We start from the raw sequence: 19,901 nt of genomic DNA on the forward strand, positions 1-19,901 counted from the left end.
TCATTTTCTCGATATGCGGGACTAGAATCTGGCCATGACTACCCATGCCCAGACCCCGCCCAAAAAGTCTTTCAAGATCCAAATGTTGGCCGCACGAGAGACGGCGATCATTCAGTCGGTCAACCGCCTGCTGGCCGAAAAAGGGTTTGACGCGATGACGGTGGACGAAGTGGCCGCCGAGGTGGGCATTGCCAAAGCCAGTCTGTACAAGCATTTCACCAGCAAAGAAGAACTGGCTTGTGCGGCCATGGTGGCCGCCATGCGCAAGGCGCAAGCGTTTATCCAGTCTTTGCCGGCCGAACAAGCGGCCATCGACCAGCTCAAGGCGGTGACCCGCTGGACCATGACCCTCAAGCTGGACGGCCTGATGCCGTCCTTGCCCAGCCAGAACTCCAGCCTGCGGGCGACCTTGATGACCAACAAGGATTACATGGACGGCTTGATGGAAGTCAGCGATTCGCTGGGGGGCTGGATCGAAAAAGCCCAAGCCCAAGGCCAGATCAACCAAGCCCTGCCCGCGGTCGCGGTGCTCTACACCTTGTTTGCGCGGGCCTGCGACCCGGTGCTGGAGTTCCTCAAGATGGGCGAGCAGCACACCGACGAGCAAATCCTGGATTTGGTCATGAGCACCTGTTTTGACGGGCTGAGCGCCCGCTGACCCTGAGGCGCACCCTGGCTTGCAGGGGCGCCCTCTCACCCAAAGCGCTCAAGCTGTTTGGGTGTTCAGCGCACCAGCAACACCGGCACTTTGCAGTGCGCCAACACTTGGGTGGCCACAGAGCCCATGACCAGATTGCCCAGGGTGCCGTGGCCGTGCGAGCCCATCACCACCAAGTCAAATTTGCCGCTGTCGGCGGTTTTAGAGATGATTTCGCCTGCGTGACCCACTTTGGACACGGTTTTGGCATCAATGCCGTGACGCAGCAAGAATTTGGTGACCGGGCTGAGCACTTTTTCTGACTCTTCTCGCTGAAAGGTTTCGACCGCTTCTTTGCCCACCACGGCGCGAGCGCGGGGCGGCAATTGGGGGTTCACCGTGAGCAAGGTGTAGCTGTTGTTGGCACTGAACAACTCGTCGTGAGTGGTCAGATAAGCCAGCATTTTTTTGGTGTAGTCGCTGCCGTCAACGGCCAATAAGATTTTCATGGGGTGCTCCTCATTGAGATCAAACAAGCTTTGAATGTAGTCAGCTCTTGGTTACGGTTTTTGACTTAGGTCATGAAGTTCACGAACAAGCCCGCAGCACCGAGGGGCACACGCTCATCAATGGCAGGTTGGAAAAACGGGCGACTGCGCAGGTGAAATGTGGAGGCGAAATGTCGGTTTTCACAAACTTTCAAGCAGATACAGGGGAAAGTCCTAGGCATATCTTGCAAATAAGTACAGGTTTGGGGCGAATTTGTATAAATGGCGAGGCAAGACATCATCAAAATTCATCCCACGGTGAGTACAGCCGTGTGCCAACAACATTCATCTTTCAGGAGACAACCGTGAAATTCCGCCTCGCTTCTACCCTCTGCGCCGCGCTGTTCAGCGCCGGCATGGCCCAAGCGGCCACCGAACTCGTGATTGCCACCGTCAACAACGGCCACATGATCGAAATGCAAAAACTTGGCAAAAACTTTGAAGCCGCCAACCCCGACATCAAACTCAAGTGGGTCACCCTTGAAGAAGGCGTGCTGCGTCAGCGCGTGACCACCGACATCGCCACCAAAGGCGGCCAGTTCGATGTGATGACCATCGGCATGTACGAAACCCCGATCTGGGGCAAAAAAGGCTGGTTGCAAGAACTCAAAACCGACGCCGCCTATGACGCGGACGATTTGCTGCCCGCCATGCGCAATGGCCTGAGCGTGGACGGCAAGCTGTTTGCCGCACCGTTTTACGGCGAAAGCTCGATGCTGATGTACCGCAAGGACCTGGCCGACAAAGCCGGCGTGCAAGTGCCCGAGCGTCCTACTTGGCCACAAATCAAAGACCTGGCTGCCAAAATGCACGACCCCAAAAACGGCGTGTACGGCATTTGCCTGCGTGGCAAGCCGGGCTGGGGCGACAACATGGCCTTCTTGTCCACCTTGGTCAACACCTTTGGTGGTCAGTGGTTTGACATGAACTGGAAACCGCAGCTCGAATCGAAGCCTTGGAAAGACGCGATCAACTTCTACGTTGATTTGCTGAAAAACTACGGCCCACCCGGCTCGTCTGCCAACAGCTTCAACGAAATCTTGGCATTGACCAACTCCGGCAAGTGCGGCATGTGGATCGACGCGACCATCGCCGCCTCGTTCGTGAGCGACCCCAAGCAGTCCAAAGTGGCTGACCAAATGGCCTTTGCCCAAGCCCCCACCATGGCCACCCCCAAAGGTGCCAACTGGCTGTGGGCCTGGTCGCTGGCCATCCCGGCTGGCTCCAAAAATGTGGACGCCGCACAGAAGTTCGTGACCTGGGCCACCTCCAAGGACTACATCAACCTGGTGGGCAAGACCAATGGCTGGGGCGCAGTGCCCACCGGCACCCGCAAGAGCACTTACGCCAACGCCGACTTCTTGAAGGCTGCGCGTTTTGCCAAGGCTGAAAAGACCGCCATCGACTCGGCCAACCCCAACGATTCCACCTTGCCCAAGAGCCCGTATGTGGGTGTGCAGTTCGCTGCCATCCCCGAGTTCCAGGCCATTGGCATCGCAGTGGGTCAGCAAATGAGCGCGGCTTTGGCGGGCAAGTCCACCGTGGACGCAGCCCTTAAAGCCAGCCAAGTGGCGGCCGATCGTGAAATGAAGAAAGCCGGTTACTACAAGTAAACGGCCGATGCGGACCACGGGCAGGCACCACAGCGGTGGGCCTGCCCGTTTTTCATCAAACCCGTACTGCTTGAGCCTTGTGTGCAAGGGGCTGTCAGACCCGATGCCAAGCTGCCGCCTTCGCACCTGTTGAGAGATACCCCCTATGAATCGCCTGCTCCCTCGTTTGTTGCTGACGCCCGCCATCGCCACGCTGTTTTTGTGGATGATCGTGCCCTTGGTGATGACGATTTACTTCAGCGTCATCCGCTTCAACCTGCTGCAGCCTGACCAGAGTGGTTTTGTCGGGCTCGACAACTTCGAATACTTCATCACCGACCCCTCGTTTGGCTCGGCGGTGAGCAACACCTTGCTGCTCTTGGGCAGCGTGATCGCCATCACCGTGGTGCTGGGCGTGGCGATTGCCTTGCTGATCAACGAACCTTTTGCCGGGCGCGGCCTGGTGCGGGTGCTGTTGATTTCTCCTTTCTTTGTCATGCCCACGGTCAATGCGCTGCTGTGGAAAAACATGATGATGAACCCGATTTACGGCGTGCTGGCGCAGGTCTGGATCTTCTTTGGCTTGACGCCCATCGACTGGTTGACCGACTTGCCGCTGCTGAGCGTCATCATCATGGTGGCTTGGCAATGGTTGCCGTTTGCCACCTTGATTTTCATGACCGCGCTGCAAAGCATGGACCGCGAACAGCTCGAAGCCTCGCGCATGGACGGTGCCCACTATGGCCAGCAACTGCGTTATCTGTACCTGCCGCATCTGGCCCGATCGGTGGCCGTGGTGGTCATGATCGAGTTGATCTTTTTGCTCAGCGTGTTTGCCGAGATTTACACCACCACCGGCGGCGGTCCGGGGGATGCCAGCACCAACGTGGCTTTTCTGATCTTCAAACAAGCGCTGCTCAACTTTGACGCCGGCGTGGCCTCGGCAGGTGCTTTGTTTGCGGTCGTGCTGGCCAACATCGCCGCCGTGTTCATGATCCGCATGGTCGGCAAAAACCTCGACCGATGAGACCGATAGATAAGGCCTGAACCATGTCCCGAACTTCTACACTGACCCCCGCCTATGCCGTGCGCACGGTGGCCGCATGGGGCGTGGCCCTGCTGCTGTTTTTCCCGCTGGGTTGGCTGCTGCTCACCGCATTCAAAACCGAGTTGCAAGCCATTGCCGTGCCGCCCGAACTTTTCTTCACGCCCACGCTGGAGAACTTCCACGAAGTGCAAGAGCGCAGCGACTATTTGCTGTACGCGAAAAACTCGGTCATCACCAGCGTGGTGTCCACTTTGCTGGGCTTGATGATCGCCGCGCCTGCGGCTTACGCCATGGCGTTTTTCAAAGGCAAGTACACCAAAGACATCTTGATGTGGATGCTGTCCACCAAGATGATGCCCGCTGTGGGCGCGCTGGTGCCGGTGTATGTGATGGCGCAAAAAGCCCAGTTGCTCGACACCCAACTGGCGCTGATCATCGTGTTCACTTTGAGCAATTTGCCCATCATGGTGTGGATGCTGTATTCGCACTTCAAGGACATTCCGCACGAAATCTTGGAAGCGGCCCGCATGGACGGTGCCACGCTTTGGCAAGAACTGCGTTTGGTGCTCTTGCCTTTGGCCATGGGGGGCCTGGCCTCCACCGGTTTGCTGTGTCTGGTGCTCAGTTGGAACGAAGCCTTTTGGTCGCTCAACCTCACTGCGGCCAAGGGCGGCACCCTGGCCACCTTGATCGCCAGTTACTCCAGCCCCGAGGGCTTGTTTTGGGCCAAGTTGTCGGCCGCCTCGCTCATGGCCATTGCGCCCATCGTCATCTTCGGCTGGTTCAGCCAAAAACAACTGGTGCAAGGGCTGACCTTTGGCGCCGTCAAGTAAACCCTTTTTTTGCGATCACACACCATGGCTTACCTTCAACTTCAGGGCATTGAAAAATTCTTTGGCGAGCACCGCGCCATCAAAGGCATTGACCTGGCCATCGAGCCGGGTGAATTCATCGTCTTTGTCGGGCCGTCTGGCTGTGGCAAATCCACTTTGCTGCGCTTGATCGCAGGCTTGGAGCAGATCGACGGCGGCAAGCTCAGTTTGCAAGGGCGTGACATCACGCACCTGCCTTCCAGCCAACGCGATTTGGCCATGGTGTTCCAAAGTTATGCGCTGTACCCACACATGAGCGTGTTCGAGAACATGAGCTTTGCGCTCAAGCTGGCCAAAGTGGCCACCGAAGTGATCAAGGAAAAAGTCGAGCGTGCCGCGGCCATCTTGAACCTGAGTGCTTACCTGAACCGCACGCCCAAAGACCTGTCGGGCGGGCAACGCCAGCGCGTGGCCATTGGCCGCGCCATCGTGCGTGCGCCCAAAGTGTTTTTGTTTGACGAGCCGCTGTCCAACCTCGATGCCGCCTTGCGTGGCCAGACCCGTGTAGAAATCGCCAAGCTGCACCGCGACCTGGGCGCGACCACCATCTATGTGACGCACGACCAGGTGGAGGCCATGACCTTGGCCGACCGCGTGGTGGTGCTGCGCGACGGCCAGGTCGAACAGGTGGGCACGCCGCTGGAGCTGTACGACCACCCGGCCAACCAATTTGTGGCGCAGTTCATCGGCACACCGCAGATGAATGTGGTGCCGCTGGACCAACTGCCGCCTGTGGTCCAGCACCTGGCCCCAGCAGGGGCAGCGGGTGGCTCGATGGGTTTGCGCCCTGAAAACGTGTTGCTGCGCCAAGGCGGGCAAGGCGCCATGGCTGGCCAGGTGGACTTGGTCGAAGCGCTGGGGGCCGAAACCTTGGTCTACGTCAGCACACCCGAAGGGGCCACGCTGGTGGCCCGCCTGAGCGAGCGCACCGCGCTGGTCGCAGGCCAGAGCGTCACGCTCGATGTGGCGACCGAGCACGCCCATTGGTTTGACGCCGCTGGCCGTATGGTGCACCGCACGCACAACACCAGCACCGCAGCCGCGCAAGCCTGAGCCATTGTTTCATTCAACACCAAGACACCATGAACAACTCACACCCTTTGAATGGCCAAGTGGCCGCCGTCACCGGCGCGGCATCGGGCATTGGTTTTGCCAGTGCACAGGTCATGGTCCATGCGGGTGCCACGGTGGTGCTGGTCGACCGCGACCCCCAGGCGCTGGCGAAGGCCTGTGCCACTTTGGGTCCGCAGGCGGTGCCGCTGGTGCTGGATTTGCTCGACCCGGTGCAATGCGCCGCCATGCCCGAACGCATCTTGGCGCTGACCGGTCGGCTGGACATTTTTCACGCCAATGCGGGCCTGTATGTGGGCGGTGACTTGGTGGATGCGAAAGACGAAGCCATTGACCGCATGCTCAACCTGAACGTGAATGTGGTGATGAAAAACGTGCGAGGCGTGTTGCCGCACATGATCGCGCGGGGTGCGGGCGACATCATCGTCACCAGCTCGTTGGCCGCGCATTTCCCCACACCATGGGAGCCGGTCTATGCCTCCAGCAAATGGGCCATTGACTGCTTTGTGCAGACCACGCGCCGCCAAGTGTTCAAGCACGGCATACGCATGGGCGCGATCTCGCCGGGGCCGGTCATCACCGGGCTGTTGGCCGACTGGCCCGCCGACAAATTGGCCGAGGCCAAGGCCAATGGCAGCTTGCTTGAAGCCGATGAGGTGGCGCAGGTCGTGTTGTTCATGCTCACGCGCCCGCGCGGCATGACCATCCGCGACGTGGTCATGATGCCCACCAATTTCGACCTCTGAGTCCGGCACTTTTAAGCACAAGCGGCCGCACACCCGCGTTCAAAAACCCCTTCATCCTTTGTTGACCATGAACACCATCTTGCACCTGGGCTTGGGCTCTTTTCACCGCGCACACCAAGCCGTCTATGTGCACCAACTGCAGCAGTTGGGCGATTCGAGTTGGGCCATCGCCGCAGGCCATCTGCGCCCCGACATGCCCGAGACCATCGCTGCGTTACAGGCACAAGGCGGGGCCTACACGCTGGAGACCGTGACGCCACAGGGCGAAAAAACCTACACCCGCATCACCTCCATCCAGCGTGTCATTCCGTACCAAGACGATTTGGCCCCGCTGGTGGCGGTGGGTGCCGATGCCGCCACGCGCATCATCAGCTTCACCGTGACCGAGGCCGGTTATTACTTGGACGCGCACAACCGGCTGGACTGGGACGGTTTTGAGGACTTGCGCAAGGACCTACAGGCGCTCAAGGCGGCCCAAGCCGGGCACACCATTTATGGCGCACTGGCCTGCATCTTGCGGGCGCGCATGCAGGCAGGCAGCGGCCCTGTCACGCTGATGAACTGCGACAACCTTCGCCACAACGGTGCGCGTTCGCGCAGCGGCTTGCTGCAATTCATCGAAGCGCTGGGCGACAGCGCTTTGCTGCAATGGGTGCAAACCCACACCACCAGCCCCAATGCCATGGTGGACCGCATCACGCCCCGGCCCACGCCCGATGTGGCCGAGCGGGTCAAGGCCGCGACGGGCCAGCACGATGCGGCAGCGCTGATGGCCGAGAGCTTCATCCAATGGGTGATTGAAGACCGCTTCATCGCTGGCCGGCCCGCTTGGGAGCGCGTGGGCGTGGAGATGGTGCATTCGGTGGACGCCTATGAGGAAGCCAAAATCCGTTTGCTCAACGCCACACACAGTTGCATCGCGTGGGCGGGTACGCTGGTGGGTTACCAATACATCCACGAAGGCACGCACGACGCGCAGATCCGCCGCATGGCCTACGACTACGTGACCGATGATGTGATCCCCGTGCTGGACACACCCGACAAGCCCTGCCCGCTCGACTTGCCGCGTTACCGCGATGTGGTGCTCGACCGCTTTGGCAACCCGGCCATTTGCGACACCAACCAGCGCGTGGCCATGGACGGCTTCAGCAAGGTGCCCGGCTTTATTGCGCCCACCATCCGCGAACGGCTGGCGCGTGGCCAGAGCATCGACAGCGTGGCCATGCTGCCCGCCCTGTTTTTGGCGTATTTGCAGCGCTGGCATCTTGGGCAAATTCCCTACACCTACCAAGACCAAGCCATGCAGCCCGAGGTGGCGCACGCCATGTGCGCTGCCGCCGACCCGGTGGCCGCCTTTTGTGCCGACCCCACCTTGTGGGGCGAGTTGGCCGAAGACCCCCGATTGCGGGATGCCGTGCGCCGTGCCCACGATCGCGTTGGGCGCTTTGTACAGGCCCACATGGCGGCGCAAACGGCTGTGCCAAACTGACGGACTGTCTCGTTATCCTCAGCGCCAAACCATGACCGTCCGAACCCGCACTGTCCCTCGTCAAATCAAGCCCGAGCTGGAGCATGAACTGGTGCGCTCGCCCAATATGGGCTATGAGGCGTCCAGCGATGTGGGGTTTGTGCGTTGCTTGGCGCACGGCTTTCCCACCCCGCTGGCGCGTTGGCACTACCACGACGAATACGAGCTGCACCTGATCACCGCCACCTCGGGCAAAGTGTTTGTGGGCGATTGGATCGGGCCGTTTCAGCCCGGCCAACTGGTGCTCACAGGCCCGCGCTTGCCGCACAACTGGGTCACCATGGATTTGCCCGAAGGCGGTGTGGCCGAACGCGATCTGGTGATCCAGTTTGCGCACGACCCCCTCGTGCAGGCCAGCCAAACCATTCCGGAATTGGCCGAGCTGTTGCCCTTGTTGGAGCGGGCTCGCCATGGCATTGAATTTTTTGGCATGTCCGAAGTGGCCCACGCGCACTGGCACAAGGTCAAGGGTGCCCATGGCCTGCGCCGCTTCACCGCTTTTTGCGAATTTCTGACCGACCTGGCCGCGTGCAACGATTACCGTTTGCTGTCCAGTGTCCAGTTGCAAAGCGACGATGACGACAACTCGCTGGACCGCATCAACGACGTGGTCAGCCGCATCACCGAGCAGTTGGGGCAAGCCCATTCAGCCGCCGCATGGGCCGCCGAATTGGGCATGAGTGAGAGCCGATTCAGCCGGTTTTTCCGCAAGGCCACAGGCAACACCTTCACCGACTTTGTCAACCGCGTGCGCATCAGCCGTGCTTGCCAGTTGCTGATGGACACCGACCAGCAAATCACCCACATCTGTTACGACGTTGGCTTCAACAGTGTGGCCAATTTCAACCGCCGATTTCTTGAAATCAAAGGCATGAAGCCCTCTGATTTCCGCCGCCAATCGCTCACGCGTTTCAGCGGGGCACATTGATTTTTTCGGCCCGCCTCCAAAGGGCGTGCGTGCGCATCGCGCGGTGTGTTGGCCGGGCGTTTTTTGAAAGCCATTGACATGTTTTTGGGTCTGGACCTGGGCACCTCGGAGCTCAAAGCGCTGTTGCTCAACGACCAACACCAGGTGTTGGCCACGGCGCGAGCGCCTTTGACGGTGCAACGCCCGCAGGCGCTGTGGTCTGAGCAAGACCCGGCCAGTTGGTGGCAGGCTTTGCAGCAGGTCATGGACGCCCTGCAAGCCACGCAGCCCGAGGCTTTGGCGCGTTTGCAAGGCGTGGGCTTGTCGGGGCAGATGCACGGCGCGGTTTTGATGGACGCGCAAGGCGATGTCTTGCGCCCGGCCATTTTGTGGAACGACGGGCGCAGCGGGGCGCAGTGCGAACAACTCATGGCGCAGGTGCCCGACTTGCCCCGCATCACGGGCAACCTGGCCATGCCGGGTTTTACCGCGCCCAAGTTGCTGTGGGTGCGTGCGCATGAGCCCGCCTTGTTTGCGCAAACCACGCGCGTGCTCTTGCCCAAAGACTGGCTGCGCTGGCAGCTCACGGGTGAAGCCGTGAGCGAGATGTCGGACGCCGCAGGCACGCTGTGGCTGGACACCGGTTTGCGCGATTGGTCCGACACCTTGCTGGCCGCTTGTGGCTTGGACCGCAGCCACATGCCGCGTTTGGTGGAGGGCAGCGACGTGTCGGCTTTTTTGAAGCCTGAACTGTGCCGCCACTGGGGCCTGCCCGAGCGGGTGCCGGTGGCCGGTGGTGCGGGTGACAACGCGGCCAGCGCGGTCGGCATGGGCTTGGTGCGGCCAGGGCAGGGCTTTGTGTCGCTGGGCACTTCAGGGGTGGTGTTTGTCAGTGGTGCGCGTTTTGCGCCCAAACCGGCGCAGGGCTTGCACGCGTTTTGCCATGCGTTGCCGGGCCGCTGGCACCAGATGTCGGTCATGCTCAGTGCGGCCAGTGCGCTCACATGGGCCGCCCAACAACTGGCTTTTGCCGACGAGGCCAGTTTGCTGGCCGCAGCGGCGCAATTGCCTGACGCGCAGCGGTGCAATGCGCCCTTGTTTTTGCCCTATCTCAGTGGTGAGCGGACCCCACACAACCAGCCGCTGGCCACCGCCTGCTGGTTTGGCTTGACGGCGGCGCATGGGCGCGAGGCCATGGCCTATGCCGTGGCCGAGGGCGTGGCTTTGGGCTTGCGTGATGGCTTGCAGACTTTGAGCTCACCCGAGTCGACTTTGCAAAGCCTGTCGCTGGTGGGCGGTGGCGCACGCAATGCGTGGTGGGCGCAGTTGTTGGCCAATGCTTTGGGCTTGCCTTTGACCTTGCACGCAGGCGCTGAAACCGGCGCGGCTTTGGGCGCGGCGCGTTTGGCTTGGTTGGCCTGCGGGGCTTCGGTCGAGGCGGTGTGCACCACACCCGCGGTCAGCCGCAGTTTTGAGCCCGATGCCATGCAGCACGCGGCGCTGGCTTTGCGCCATGCCCGTTTTCAGGCGCTTTACCGGGCGGTGTCGCCGCTCTTTTGACACGAGAAGCCCGACGCTGAAGCGCTTGCGTGTCGGCTGTGCTGGCGCTATTCCGTGCCGTGCCGTGCCAGCGTGGCCTCAAGGCGTGTTGGTTTCAGTCCCGAGCAGAAGCGCCATCCACACAAATCACCTGCTGCGCCTGAAACGTGAGTTGCTCTTTTTTGTGGGCATAGCCCAGCGGGTTGGCCACCACGCGGCAGCCGTTGTAGGTGTAGTCCACCGGGCAGTGCAGATGGCCGTGCAGCCACAGTTGGGCTTGGGGCAGCAAGGCGTCGAGTGCGTTGCAAAAGCCTGCGGTGCCCGGCACCAGTCCATAGCGCGGGTCGGCGCTGCGCAGGCTGGGGGCAAAGTGCGTCACTACCACAGTGGGGCCGTCAAACGGGGTGCTCAGCGCGGCGCTCAACCAGCTTTGGCACAGCAAGGCTTGTTCGCGCACGGGCTCTGCCAGCCAGGCTTGTGTGCCTCGGGTGGTGCCGGTTTTGCGCAGGTAATAGTTGGCGGCGCGGAAGGCTTTGTCGCGGGCCTTGAGTTGGCGTGTGTATTGGCTGTTGGGGTGGCTGAAGTGGGCAGGGATCTTCTCGGGCAGTGGCTTGCCCGCCAGTGGCCCCATCGCATCAAAATCGGCCCACAGCGTGGTGCCCACAAAGCGCACGCCGTTCAGGTGCAGCACTTCGCGCTCCAGCCAGGTAATGCCCAGCCGCGTGCAGGTTTCGTGCAGGCGGGTGTGGGCTTCGTCAAAGTCGAGTCCGTCGTATTCGTGGTTGCCCGGCACAAACAGCACCGGGGTGGGCCAGCCGTGCAACGGCGAAAAGCGCTTCAAGCCAAAGTCGGTGTCACCGGCAGCGGCCAGCGCCGAGTTGGTTTGGTAAGAGCCGATGTCGCCGGCCAGCACCAGCACGTCGGCACCCGGCGCGGGTGTGGGCACAAAGCCGGGGTTGGACTCCAGGTGCAGGTCCGAGAGCAATTGAATCTTCATGCCATGTCCTCTTTGGCAAATGCGGCTTGGGCCACTTGCAACAACTGGCCTCGCAACCATTGGTGCGCGCTGTCGTGTTGCAAGCGCCGGTGCCACAACGCTTCGACGTGCACAGGTGTCACGTCGAGGGGCAGCTCGCGCAGCACCAGTTGATCGCCCATGCCTGTGGTCGGTACAAAGTGGCGTGGCAACACCGTGAGCAAGTCGGAATTGACCACCACCTGCCCTGCGGTGAAAAACTGGTTCACCGTAAGCACGATCCGCCGTTGCCGCCCAATCGTGGCCAGGGCCTCATCGACAAAACCATAAGGCCGCCCCGAAAAACTCACCAGCAAATGGCGGGCTGCGCAGTAGGTATCGAGCGTCATGGGCTGCTCGGCCAAGGGGTGGCCTTGGCGCATCACGCACACATATTCACCCGCATACAGGCGCTGATGTTCAAAAGACACCGCTTCGCCAGCTTGTGCACGCCCGGTCAAATCGGTCAATACAGCAGGAAAGTAGCCCATCGCCATGTCGGCCGTGCCGTCGCTCAGCAGGCTGCGCGGATCGCGGGTGGTCAGGGGCACCACGCGCAACGAAATGCCCGGCGCTTCGGTTTGCAGTTGCCGGGCCAGCCCGCCCATCAGTTCGGCGGCAGTGGCGTCGGCCATGGCCAGGATGAAGGTGTTGGTGGCGTCGTGGGGCACAAAGGTGCTGGGCACGATGGCTTCTTGCAGCTGGCGCAGCGCCTCGCGCACGTTGGGCCACAGCGCCAGTGCGCGGGGCGTGGGCTCGATGCCGTGGCCGTGTCGACGCACCAATTCGTCGTCCAGTGCGTCGCGCAGGCGGCGCAGGGCGTTGCTGACAGCGGGCTGGGTCAGCGACAAGTTACGCGCTGCACGGGTCAGGCTGCGCTCGGCCATGACTTCGTCAAAGACCCGAAGCAGGTTCAGGTCCAAGGTGCGGAAGGCGGCTGGAATGGCGTGAGGCATGCAAATATTCCTTTTGTATCACCATTGTGAATGATAAACATCATGAATATAAAGTTGGACATCATCCGTAAAAACCCTATGATGCGCACATGGTTTTGATTATTTGGGTTGCCAAATTAACCAAAATCAATTCAAGGGAACACACAATGAACACCGCTACCAAATCGATTCTGGGTCAAATGCCCACTCCAACAGCTGTTGCGGCTGCCCCCGCGACCTCAACCAAAGCCTTGGCCACACTCATGCTGGCCGCTGGTGTGGCTGCCTTGGTTGTGCTGACGGATCAAATGATCGACAGCTGGGCCGAATCTCATGTTGTGGCTGCCTGGCTGGCTCTGTGGGCTGTAGCTGCTGTGGCGATTGGCGTCCTGCGCGGCGTGACCCGTGCGCTGGCGCAAAACCTGATGAGCGGCCTGGATGCGTGGTCTGCCCATGTAGCGCGTCGCCGCGCCGACGAGCGTCTTTGGGCCATGGCCCAGACCGACAGCCGCCTGATGAACGACCTGCAAACGGCCATAGACCGCGCAAGCAATGAGACGCAGCCTGCCAAAGACATCGCCACGCTGATGACCCGCCGCACGGCCCGCATGCTGCAAAGCCGCATGTACTACATCTGATCGCTGGCGTTGGGGCGCTGGCCCCTGCCAAAACACAAGGCCTCTTTCGGGAGGCCTTTTGCTTGGCGGGTGCAAAACTCAGGGTTCGGAAGTTGGTGTTGTTTTGCGCGAAGCCAGGTAAATGCCCGGCAAGATCAGGCACGCACCCATCACATGGTGCCAGCCCAAAGACTCACCCAGCACCAGCCAAGCCGTCAGGCCGCCATACAAAGGCCCCAAGTACAAGCTGGCGGCCACCCGGCTGGCCCCAAGCACTTTCTGGCAAAAACCATACGCCCAATAAGCGCCAATGCCCGGCACCAAGCCCGCACCCAGCACGAGCCAAGTGGCTTGGGCGCTCCAGGGCGGGGTGTCGGCCTGCAGCCATTCCCATGTGGCAAAAGGCAGCAAGACCAGCACACCGCCCATGCAAATGGCGGCCAGCCGCGCCGTTGAGCCCAAGGGCGTGGGCCATTTCTTTTGCAACAAAGCAAATCCTGCCCAAGACACCATGGCCAGCACAATCCAGCCGTCCCCAACCACCCATTGCACCTGGCCCAGCGCACCCCATTGCCCTTTGACCACCACATGGAACACGCCCGACATGGCAACGAGAACGCCCAAGGCTTGTCGCCACGAAAACCGCTCACCCAACCAAAGCACGGCACCCAGCGCGATCAGAACGGGTGAAGCCGCATAAATCAACGCAATGTTCATGGCGGTGGTGGTTTGCGCACCTTGATAGACCCAGGCGCCACAGACCAGCATGCCCAAAGCCCCCAAGGCCAGGTATTGCCAAGCCGCGCGCAAGGTGCTGCGGCGCTCGTGCCACAGTTCACTGCGGGCGATGAAGCTCAAGATCACGCCGGCCAAAGCCCAGCGCCCCAGGGCCAACATGTGGGGCGCGACCACGCCGGGCGCGGTTCGTGCCACGATGTAATTGACGGACCACAGGGCGGGCGTGATCCAAAGGAGCCAAAGGGCCAAGCGTTCGCGGGATTCGGAAACAGCACGGGTAAACATGTGCCCATTGTGCAGGCCAAAAAAAACCGCCCTGGTTTGCGGCCGGGGCGGTGGGTCTGTCAGGTCGTCGCCTGAGTCATGCCCGAATTGATCGGGCAGCCATGACTTAAGCAGCCAAGCGCGCTTCCAGTGCGGCCTTGGTGTCCAGCAGCGCTTTGGGCAGGTGGAAAGCCAGTTGGGCAAAGTGCTCGTCGTGCAGCTTGAACTCGGCTTGCCATGCGGCTTTGTCGATGCTGGTCACTGCTTTGAACTGCTCGGCGCTGAAGTCCAGGCCCGTCCAAGTGATTTCGGCATAAGTGGGCGCCACGCCGAACATGGTTTCTTCGCCTGTGGCATTGCCTTCCAGGCGGTCAATCATCCACTTGAGCACGCGCATGTTGTCGCCGTAGCCGGGCCAGACAAACGAGCCGTCCTCGCCCTTGCGGAACCAGTTGACGCAGTACATGGCGGGCAGCTTGTGGCCAGCGGCCTGGGCCTGTACCTGTGCTTTTTCACCCGTGTCCAGCCAGTGCTGGAAGTAGTCGCTCATGTTGTAGCCGCAAAACGGCAGCATGGCGAAGGGGTCGCGGCGCACCACGCCTTGTGCGCCAAAAGCGGCGGCGGTGGTCTCAGAGCCCATGGTCGCGGCCATGTACACGCCTTCGGTCCAGCTGCGTGCTTCAGTCACCAAGGGCACGGTGGTCGAGCGGCGGCCACCGAACATGAAGGCGTCGATCGGCACACCGGCAGCGTCGTCCCAAGCGGGGTCGAGCGCGGGGTTGTTGGCCGCAGCCACGGTGAAGCGGGCGTTGGGGTGGGCGGCTTTGGCACCGGTTTCCTTGGCGATCTGCGGCGTCCAGTCCTTGCCTTGCCAGTCGATCAAATGGTCGGGCAGCTTGCCGGTGTCTTTTTCCATGCCTTCCCACCACACATCGCCGTCGTCGGTCAGGGCCACGTTGGTGAAGATCACGTCCTTGTGCAGGCTCAGCATGCAATTGGGGTTGGTCTTCATATTGGTGCCGGGGGCGACGCCAAAGTAACCCGCTTCGGGGTTGATGGCGACCATCTTGCCGTCGGTGTGCGGCTTGACCCAGGCGATGTCGTCGCCAATGGTGGTCACGCTCCAGCCCTCGAAGGCTTTGGGGGGCACCAACATCGAGAAGTTGGTCTTGCCGCAAGCGCTAGGGAAGGCCGCTGCAATGTGGTACTTCTTGCCTTGGGGGTTGGTCACGCCCAGGATAAGCATGTGTTCGGCCAGCCAGCCTTGTTCTTTGCCCATGTTGGAGGCGATGCGCAGCGCAAAGCATTTTTTGCCCAACAGCGCGTTGCCGCCGTAGCCCGAACCATAAGACCAGATCTCGCGGGTCTCAGGAAAGTGCACGATGTATTTGGTGGTGGGGTTGCAAGGCCAGCTGGTCGTGTCTTTTTGGCCGGCAGCCAAAGGTGCGCCCACAGTGTGCATGCAGGGCACGAACTCGCCTTGCGTGCCCAGCACGTCAAACACGGCCTTGCCCATGCGGGTCATGATTTTTTGGTTGACGGCCACATAGGCGCTGTCGGTCAGCTCAATGCCGATGTGGCTGATGTGTGAGCCCAGCGGCCCCATCGAAAACGGCACCACATACATCGTGCGGCCCGCCATGCAACCGTCAAACAGCGGGTTCAAGGTGGCGCGCATTTGCGCGGGTTCCATCCAGTTGTTGGTCGGGCCGGCGTTTTCTTTTTGGGCCGAGCAGATGTAGGTGCGGTCTTCCACACGGGCCACGTCCGATGGGTCGGAGCAAGCCAGGTAAGAGTTGGCACGCTTGGCGGGGTTCAGTTTTTTGAAGGTGCCTGCGGCGACCAGCTCAGCGCACAAGCGGTCGTATTCTTCTTGAGAGCCGTCGCACCAATAAATGTTGGCCGGCTTGCACAGGGCGGCCATTTCGGCGACCCAGGCGATCAGTTTCGCGTTCTTGACGTACGCGGGTGTGTTCAGGTTCAGGCCCTGCATCACGGGTGAGTTCATGACTAGCTCCAAGTTTAAAAATCGTTTTTTCAAAATCCCTGAACGGAGGCTTTGAAAAAACGGTTGATGGGCTGAGATACTGGCAAGCTTGATGGACTGAAATCGGTGGCCGTAATCGCTTGGTAACCAAGCGGCCTCGATTTTAGGGAGCCCGCCTTGTCCCTGCCTGTCAATTCGAACAAAAAACGCGCTTAAATATATGCAAAAAAAGCATCACGTTATGCAGGCCATGGGGCTGTCCCACGGTTCCTGGGGTCGACGTCAGTGGATGATGGTCTCCTTGGCGGCCCTGACTTTGACGCCGCTGTCCAGCCAAGCTCAGTCGGGGGAGCACATCAAAATTGCAGCTGCCAGCAATTTGAAGTTTGTACTGGCTGACTTGACAAGCCTCTACAAGCAACAAACTGGGGTCCAGGTGGATGTAAATCTGGGGGCTTCCGGCAATTTGGCCAGGCAGATCCTGCAAGGGCTTCCCGTCGAGCAATTCATCTCGGCGGACGAAGATCGCGTGGCCGAAATGGTCAAAGCGGGCCGCACACGGGATGCCGGGCAACGCTATGCAACAGGGCGATTGGCGCTGATCGTGCCTAAAAATTCAGCGTTGCCCTTGGCGCAAGGGCTGGCCGCGGTGGTGCAGGCCATGAAGCCGGGCGACAAACTGGCCATTGCCAACCCCGCATTGGCGCCCTATGGATTGGCCGCTGAAGAGGCATTGCAACGATCGGGCGTGGGCGCACTGGCTGCGCGGCAAAAAGTGCTGGGTGAGAACATCGGCCAAGCAACACAGTTTGTGGCGACTGGGGCTGCACAGGCGGGCATCACCGCATTGGCGTTGACCACGGCACCTGAAATCGCGCATACCCTGCGGGTATTGCCTTTGCCAGAGCACTTGCACGGCCCCTTGCACCAACGCATGGTTCTCTTGAAAGAGGCCAGCCCGGCCGCCATGAACTGGCACCGTTTTTTGCTAAGCCCGCAGGCGCAAGCGGTGTTTGTGCGGCACGGCTACGCCTTGCCGCAATAATCGGGATCACGGACTCCCCTCAACCTATACAGGCAAAACCAGCGATCACCCCATGGATTGGCCCGCATTTACCGTATCGCTGACTTTGGCGGCTTTGACCACTTTGGTTTTGCTGCCACTGGGCTTGGTACTGGCACGCTGGCTGGCGGTCACCGCTTGGGGCGGACGCCCTTTGATCGAGGCCTTGTTGTTGCTGCCTTTGCTCTTGCCGCCCACCGTGATCGGCTTTTACTTCTTGGTGGCTTTCGGCCAGGGCAGCCCGCTGGGAACCTGGCTGGCGGCTTCGGGTGTGCGCTTGGTGTTCACACTGGAGGGCCTCTTGCTGGTGAGCGTACTGGTTAACCTGCCCTTCATGGTTCAGCCCATTCAGCGCGCTTTTGCAGCAGTGCCGCACAGTTTGCGAGAGGCTGCGTGGGTCTCGGGCCTGTCGCCATGGCAAACCTTTTGGCGCATTGAACTGCCCTTGGCTTGGCCAGGTCTGTTGGCGGGCATGGCGCTCACGGTCGCACACACGCTGGGCGAATTTGGTGTGGTGCTCATGGTGGGCGGCAACATCGAGGGCGAGACCCGCACCCTGTCGGTGTCGCTTTACGACAAGGTGCAAGGCATGGATTTGCAGTCTGCCCATGTGATGGCGCTGGCGCTGATGGGCGTGTCTTTGCTGGCGCTGAGTCTGGTGCTGGCTTTTGACCGGGTAGGCCAGCGCGGGCGAGCCCTGCAGGAGCGCTGATGTCAGGCTTGCAAGTGCAATTGCACTCAGTGACCCCGATCCGGCTGGACGCCGAATTCGACTGTGGTGCGGGTGAACTGGTGGCTTTGGTGGGTCCCTCGGGCAGCGGCAAAACCAGCATGTTGCGTGCCATTGCTGGGTTATGGACGCCAGCCGATGTGCGGGGCCACATCCGCGTGGCAGGGCAAGACTGGCTGGATACGGCCACAGGCGTTCAGCTCAGTCCGCAGCAGCGCCGAGCGGGCTTGGTGTTTCAGCATTACGCCTTGTTCCCCCACATGACGGCGCACGCGAATGTGGCGCTGGCCGCTGGCCCCGGCTGGACGGCTGCCGATGTGCAGAACTTGCTCAGTCGATTGGGTTTGGCAGCGCTCAGCCAACGCAGACCCGTTCAGCTCTCAGGCGGTCAACAACAGCGCGTGGCCTTGGCCCGGGCTTTGGTGCGCGTCATGCCCACGCCGCAGTCCGCCTCGGATGTGCCAGACATCCCCAACCCTTTGCCAGGTGTTTTGCTGCTCGACGAACCCTTTTCTGCCGTCGATGCCCCCACGCGGCAAACGCTCTACCGCGAGCTCGCCGCTTTGCGTCAAAAAGTGTCTATGCCGATGGTCCTGGTGACGCACGACCTGGCTGAAGCCCGTCGCCTGGCTGACCGGGTGGTCATTGTGGATGCAGGCCATACCTTGCAAACAGGCACGCCCGCACGGGTATTTGCCAGCCCACGCAACGCCCGCGTGGCAGAGCTGGTGGGCATCCAGAACCACTTTGAGGGCCGTTTTTACAAAGACACGCCCGGTTGGGCGCGCTTGCGCTGGACGCCAGCGGGGCATGGACACGAAGCCATCGATTTGACGGTGGTGGACAAAAACAAGATCGACGACGACACACCCGTGACCTGGGTCCTCAACGGCGAGCAGGTGGATGTGCTGGCCGATGGGAGCACGACCCATCAGCCAGAAAAGGGCGCGACGCTTTTGCGGTGCCGACTGGTCGAAGTCTTGGCATTGGGTGAAATCAGTTTGTGCACGCTCACGCCAGAGGCATTGACCAGCCAAACCATCACCCTGAACCTGACCACGCGGTTATTGGGTCGTTTGGACGTCAAGGCCGGAGGCTGGGTTCAGCTTTTGATTGCGCCAGGCGCGTTGCACATCATGCCGGTGCGCGAAGTCGGCTGACCGACAACGTCCCGTCGGCTCCCGAGTGTGCCGACCAGACAAAACCACACGCCCAAAAACAAAACCCGCAAAGCCAAGGCTGTTGCGGGTGATGACGGGGTGCCGCCACAAAGGCAGGCACTCAAACTGCGAAAAAGCCTCAGGCCATGAACACGGCGATGAAAGCCAGCAAGAAAATCAACACGGCGCCAGCGGCCGGAATGATCACGGGAATGTGTTTGACCACGTTTTCAACGGGATCGTCAGATGTGTGTGTGTCGTTGTGAGCAGACATGGGGAACCTCAAAACAAGAATGGCCGTATTGTAGCCAAGCTGGACTGGCATGGGCCTGACGGCACTGGATCACATCAAAGCGCAGGTCGTGATGGCCCTGAAAACGCTTTTGCCGAGTCGGCAGCCGCCATCAGGGTCAGACCGCTCACAGCACTCGGTAGAAACTCAAGAAAACCCCATCGGGCGCACGCCGCCCGGTGCCAATGAACTGGCTCTCGCTCAGCCAGGCCCACTGCGGCGCTGTGGCCTCCAGCTTGGGTTGGCAGCGAAAGTAAATGTCGTCGGGATTGACCGGCTGGCCGTTCATGATGCGCTGCGAGTTTTCCAGCGAGGCCACGCGCAAGGCCGTGTTTTGCACAAACACCCTGCTGCCATCGTCGAGCTCGATCACATAACGCGCGTCCAGGTGCGCTTGTGTGCCGCCGCCCAGAATCAGCTGAAAGTCAGCACCACCCGCCAGCACTTTGCCATTCACCCGAGGACCACTCACGGTGCCGCCTGTGATGGGGATCATGCGGCGCAAGCCCGCAGGCGTTTGGCCCACTTCAACGGGTGCAGCGATAGTCACAGCCAAGTCGCACAGGTGTTCAAGTTGCGGCGGGGGTAGCGTCATGAAAGATCCCTTTAAAC

General features: G+C 60.9%; 20 protein-coding genes. 13 read left to right on the forward strand and 7 right to left on the reverse strand.

Translation table 11 applies throughout. The features are described from left to right. Positions 1 to 34: 34 nt before the first annotated feature. The gene (locus BN3544_RS00175; protein ID WP_019430897.1) at positions 35 to 658 is read left to right on the forward strand and encodes a TetR/AcrR family transcriptional regulator; all 624 of its coding nucleotides are present in this window, start codon (positions 35 to 37) and stop codon (positions 656 to 658) included. Between the two features lie 65 nt (positions 659 to 723). On the opposite strand, the gene BN3544_RS00180 is transcribed toward BN3544_RS00175, so the two are convergent. Then, entirely contained in the window at positions 724 to 1,146 is a 423-nt protein-coding gene (locus tag BN3544_RS00180; protein WP_019430898.1) for a universal stress protein, read from the reverse strand. Positions 1,147 to 1,541: 395 nt separating this feature from the next. Between BN3544_RS00180 and BN3544_RS00185 the strand changes: the two genes are divergently transcribed. From BN3544_RS00185 to xylB, 8 genes are all read left to right on the forward strand, one after another. Next, entirely contained in the window at positions 1,542 to 2,798 is a 1,257-nt protein-coding gene (locus BN3544_RS00185; protein WP_019430900.1) for an ABC transporter substrate-binding protein, read from the forward strand. Positions 2,799 to 2,943: 145 nt separating this feature from the next. Beyond that, positions 2,944 to 3,804 carry a carbohydrate ABC transporter permease gene (locus BN3544_RS00190; protein ID WP_019430901.1) on the forward strand — a complete coding sequence of 287 codons (861 nt, stop codon included), beginning with the start codon at positions 2,944 to 2,946 and terminating at the stop codon, positions 3,802 to 3,804. Positions 3,805 to 3,827: 23 nt separating this feature from the next. Further along, positions 3,828 to 4,658, forward strand: a complete 831-nt coding sequence (locus BN3544_RS00195; RefSeq protein WP_026036818.1) for a carbohydrate ABC transporter permease — start codon at positions 3,828 to 3,830, stop codon at positions 4,656 to 4,658. A 24-nt stretch (positions 4,659 to 4,682) separates the two neighbouring features. Then, positions 4,683 to 5,750: an ABC transporter ATP-binding protein gene (locus tag BN3544_RS00200; RefSeq protein WP_019430903.1), complete on the forward strand. Its 1,068-nt coding sequence runs from the start codon at positions 4,683 to 4,685 to the stop codon at positions 5,748 to 5,750. Between the two features lie 29 nt (positions 5,751 to 5,779). After that, positions 5,780 to 6,514 (forward strand): SDR family oxidoreductase, encoded by a 735-nt coding sequence (locus BN3544_RS00205; RefSeq protein ID WP_019430904.1) that lies wholly within the window; start codon positions 5,780 to 5,782, stop codon positions 6,512 to 6,514. A gap of 67 nt (positions 6,515 to 6,581) precedes the next feature. After that, positions 6,582 to 8,003 carry a D-arabinitol 4-dehydrogenase gene (gene dalD / locus BN3544_RS00210; protein ID WP_019430905.1) on the forward strand — a complete coding sequence of 474 codons (1,422 nt, stop codon included), beginning with the start codon at positions 6,582 to 6,584 and terminating at the stop codon, positions 8,001 to 8,003. Between the two features lie 31 nt (positions 8,004 to 8,034). After that, complete coding sequence (locus BN3544_RS00215) at positions 8,035 to 8,970, forward strand: AraC family transcriptional regulator (protein ID WP_019430906.1); 936 nt, start codon at positions 8,035 to 8,037, stop codon at positions 8,968 to 8,970. Positions 8,971 to 9,048: 78 nt separating this feature from the next. Then, positions 9,049 to 10,509: a xylulokinase gene (xylB, locus tag BN3544_RS00220; RefSeq protein WP_019430907.1), complete on the forward strand. Its 1,461-nt coding sequence runs from the start codon at positions 9,049 to 9,051 to the stop codon at positions 10,507 to 10,509. Positions 10,510 to 10,603: 94 nt separating this feature from the next. Here xylB and BN3544_RS00225 read toward each other — a convergent pair whose 3' ends face one another. After that, on the reverse strand, positions 10,604 to 11,485 hold the full coding sequence (locus BN3544_RS00225) for a metallophosphoesterase (protein WP_019430908.1): 882 nt from the start codon (positions 11,483 to 11,485) through the stop codon (positions 10,604 to 10,606). After that, complete coding sequence (locus BN3544_RS00230; RefSeq protein ID WP_019430909.1) at positions 11,482 to 12,459, reverse strand: LysR family transcriptional regulator; 978 nt, start codon at positions 12,457 to 12,459, stop codon at positions 11,482 to 11,484. Before BN3544_RS00230 ends, BN3544_RS00225 begins: the two co-directional genes overlap by 4 nt. A gap of 146 nt (positions 12,460 to 12,605) precedes the next feature. On the opposite strand from BN3544_RS00230, the gene BN3544_RS00235 reads away from it, so the two are divergent. After that, entirely contained in the window at positions 12,606 to 13,076 is a 471-nt protein-coding gene (locus BN3544_RS00235; protein ID WP_019430910.1) for a hypothetical protein, read from the forward strand. Between the two features lie 78 nt (positions 13,077 to 13,154). On the opposite strand, the gene BN3544_RS00240 is transcribed toward BN3544_RS00235, so the two are convergent. Beyond that, a complete protein-coding gene (locus tag BN3544_RS00240) occupies positions 13,155 to 14,078 on the reverse strand; it encodes a DMT family transporter (protein ID WP_019430911.1) in 924 nt (307 codons plus the stop codon). Between the two features lie 106 nt (positions 14,079 to 14,184). Further along, on the reverse strand, positions 14,185 to 16,065 hold the full coding sequence (locus tag BN3544_RS00245; protein ID WP_019430912.1) for a phosphoenolpyruvate carboxykinase (GTP): 1,881 nt from the start codon (positions 16,063 to 16,065) through the stop codon (positions 14,185 to 14,187). Between the two features lie 199 nt (positions 16,066 to 16,264). Here BN3544_RS00245 and modA point away from each other — a divergent pair, with 199 nt between their 5' ends. Genes modA through BN3544_RS00260 form a run of 3 tightly spaced genes read left to right on the forward strand, consistent with a single transcriptional unit; the run spans position 16,265 to position 18,997 of the window. Further along, positions 16,265 to 17,089, forward strand: coding sequence for a molybdate ABC transporter substrate-binding protein (gene modA / locus BN3544_RS00250; RefSeq protein ID WP_019430913.1), 825 nt, complete (start codon positions 16,265 to 16,267; stop codon positions 17,087 to 17,089). Positions 17,090 to 17,141: 52 nt separating this feature from the next. Then, entirely contained in the window at positions 17,142 to 17,819 is a 678-nt protein-coding gene (gene modB, locus BN3544_RS00255) for a molybdate ABC transporter permease subunit (RefSeq protein ID WP_019430914.1), read from the forward strand. After that, the gene (locus BN3544_RS00260) at positions 17,819 to 18,997 is read left to right on the forward strand and encodes an ABC transporter ATP-binding protein (protein ID WP_019430915.1); all 1,179 of its coding nucleotides are present in this window, start codon (positions 17,819 to 17,821) and stop codon (positions 18,995 to 18,997) included. The genes modB and BN3544_RS00260 overlap by 1 nt, the downstream gene beginning before the upstream one ends. A 139-nt stretch (positions 18,998 to 19,136) precedes the next feature. Here the strand turns inward: BN3544_RS00260 and BN3544_RS14495 are convergent, their stop codons facing one another. Then, a complete protein-coding gene (locus BN3544_RS14495; protein WP_019430916.1) occupies positions 19,137 to 19,271 on the reverse strand; it encodes a hypothetical protein in 135 nt (44 codons plus the stop codon). Between the two features lie 145 nt (positions 19,272 to 19,416). After that, positions 19,417 to 19,884 (reverse strand): DUF3237 domain-containing protein, encoded by a 468-nt coding sequence (locus BN3544_RS00265; RefSeq protein WP_019430917.1) that lies wholly within the window; start codon positions 19,882 to 19,884, stop codon positions 19,417 to 19,419. Positions 19,885 to 19,901: the final 17 nt, after the last annotated feature.

The organism is Limnohabitans sp. Rim47 (genome assembly GCF_001517545.1).
Lineage (GTDB): Bacteria > Pseudomonadota > Gammaproteobacteria > Burkholderiales > Burkholderiaceae_C > Limnohabitans_A.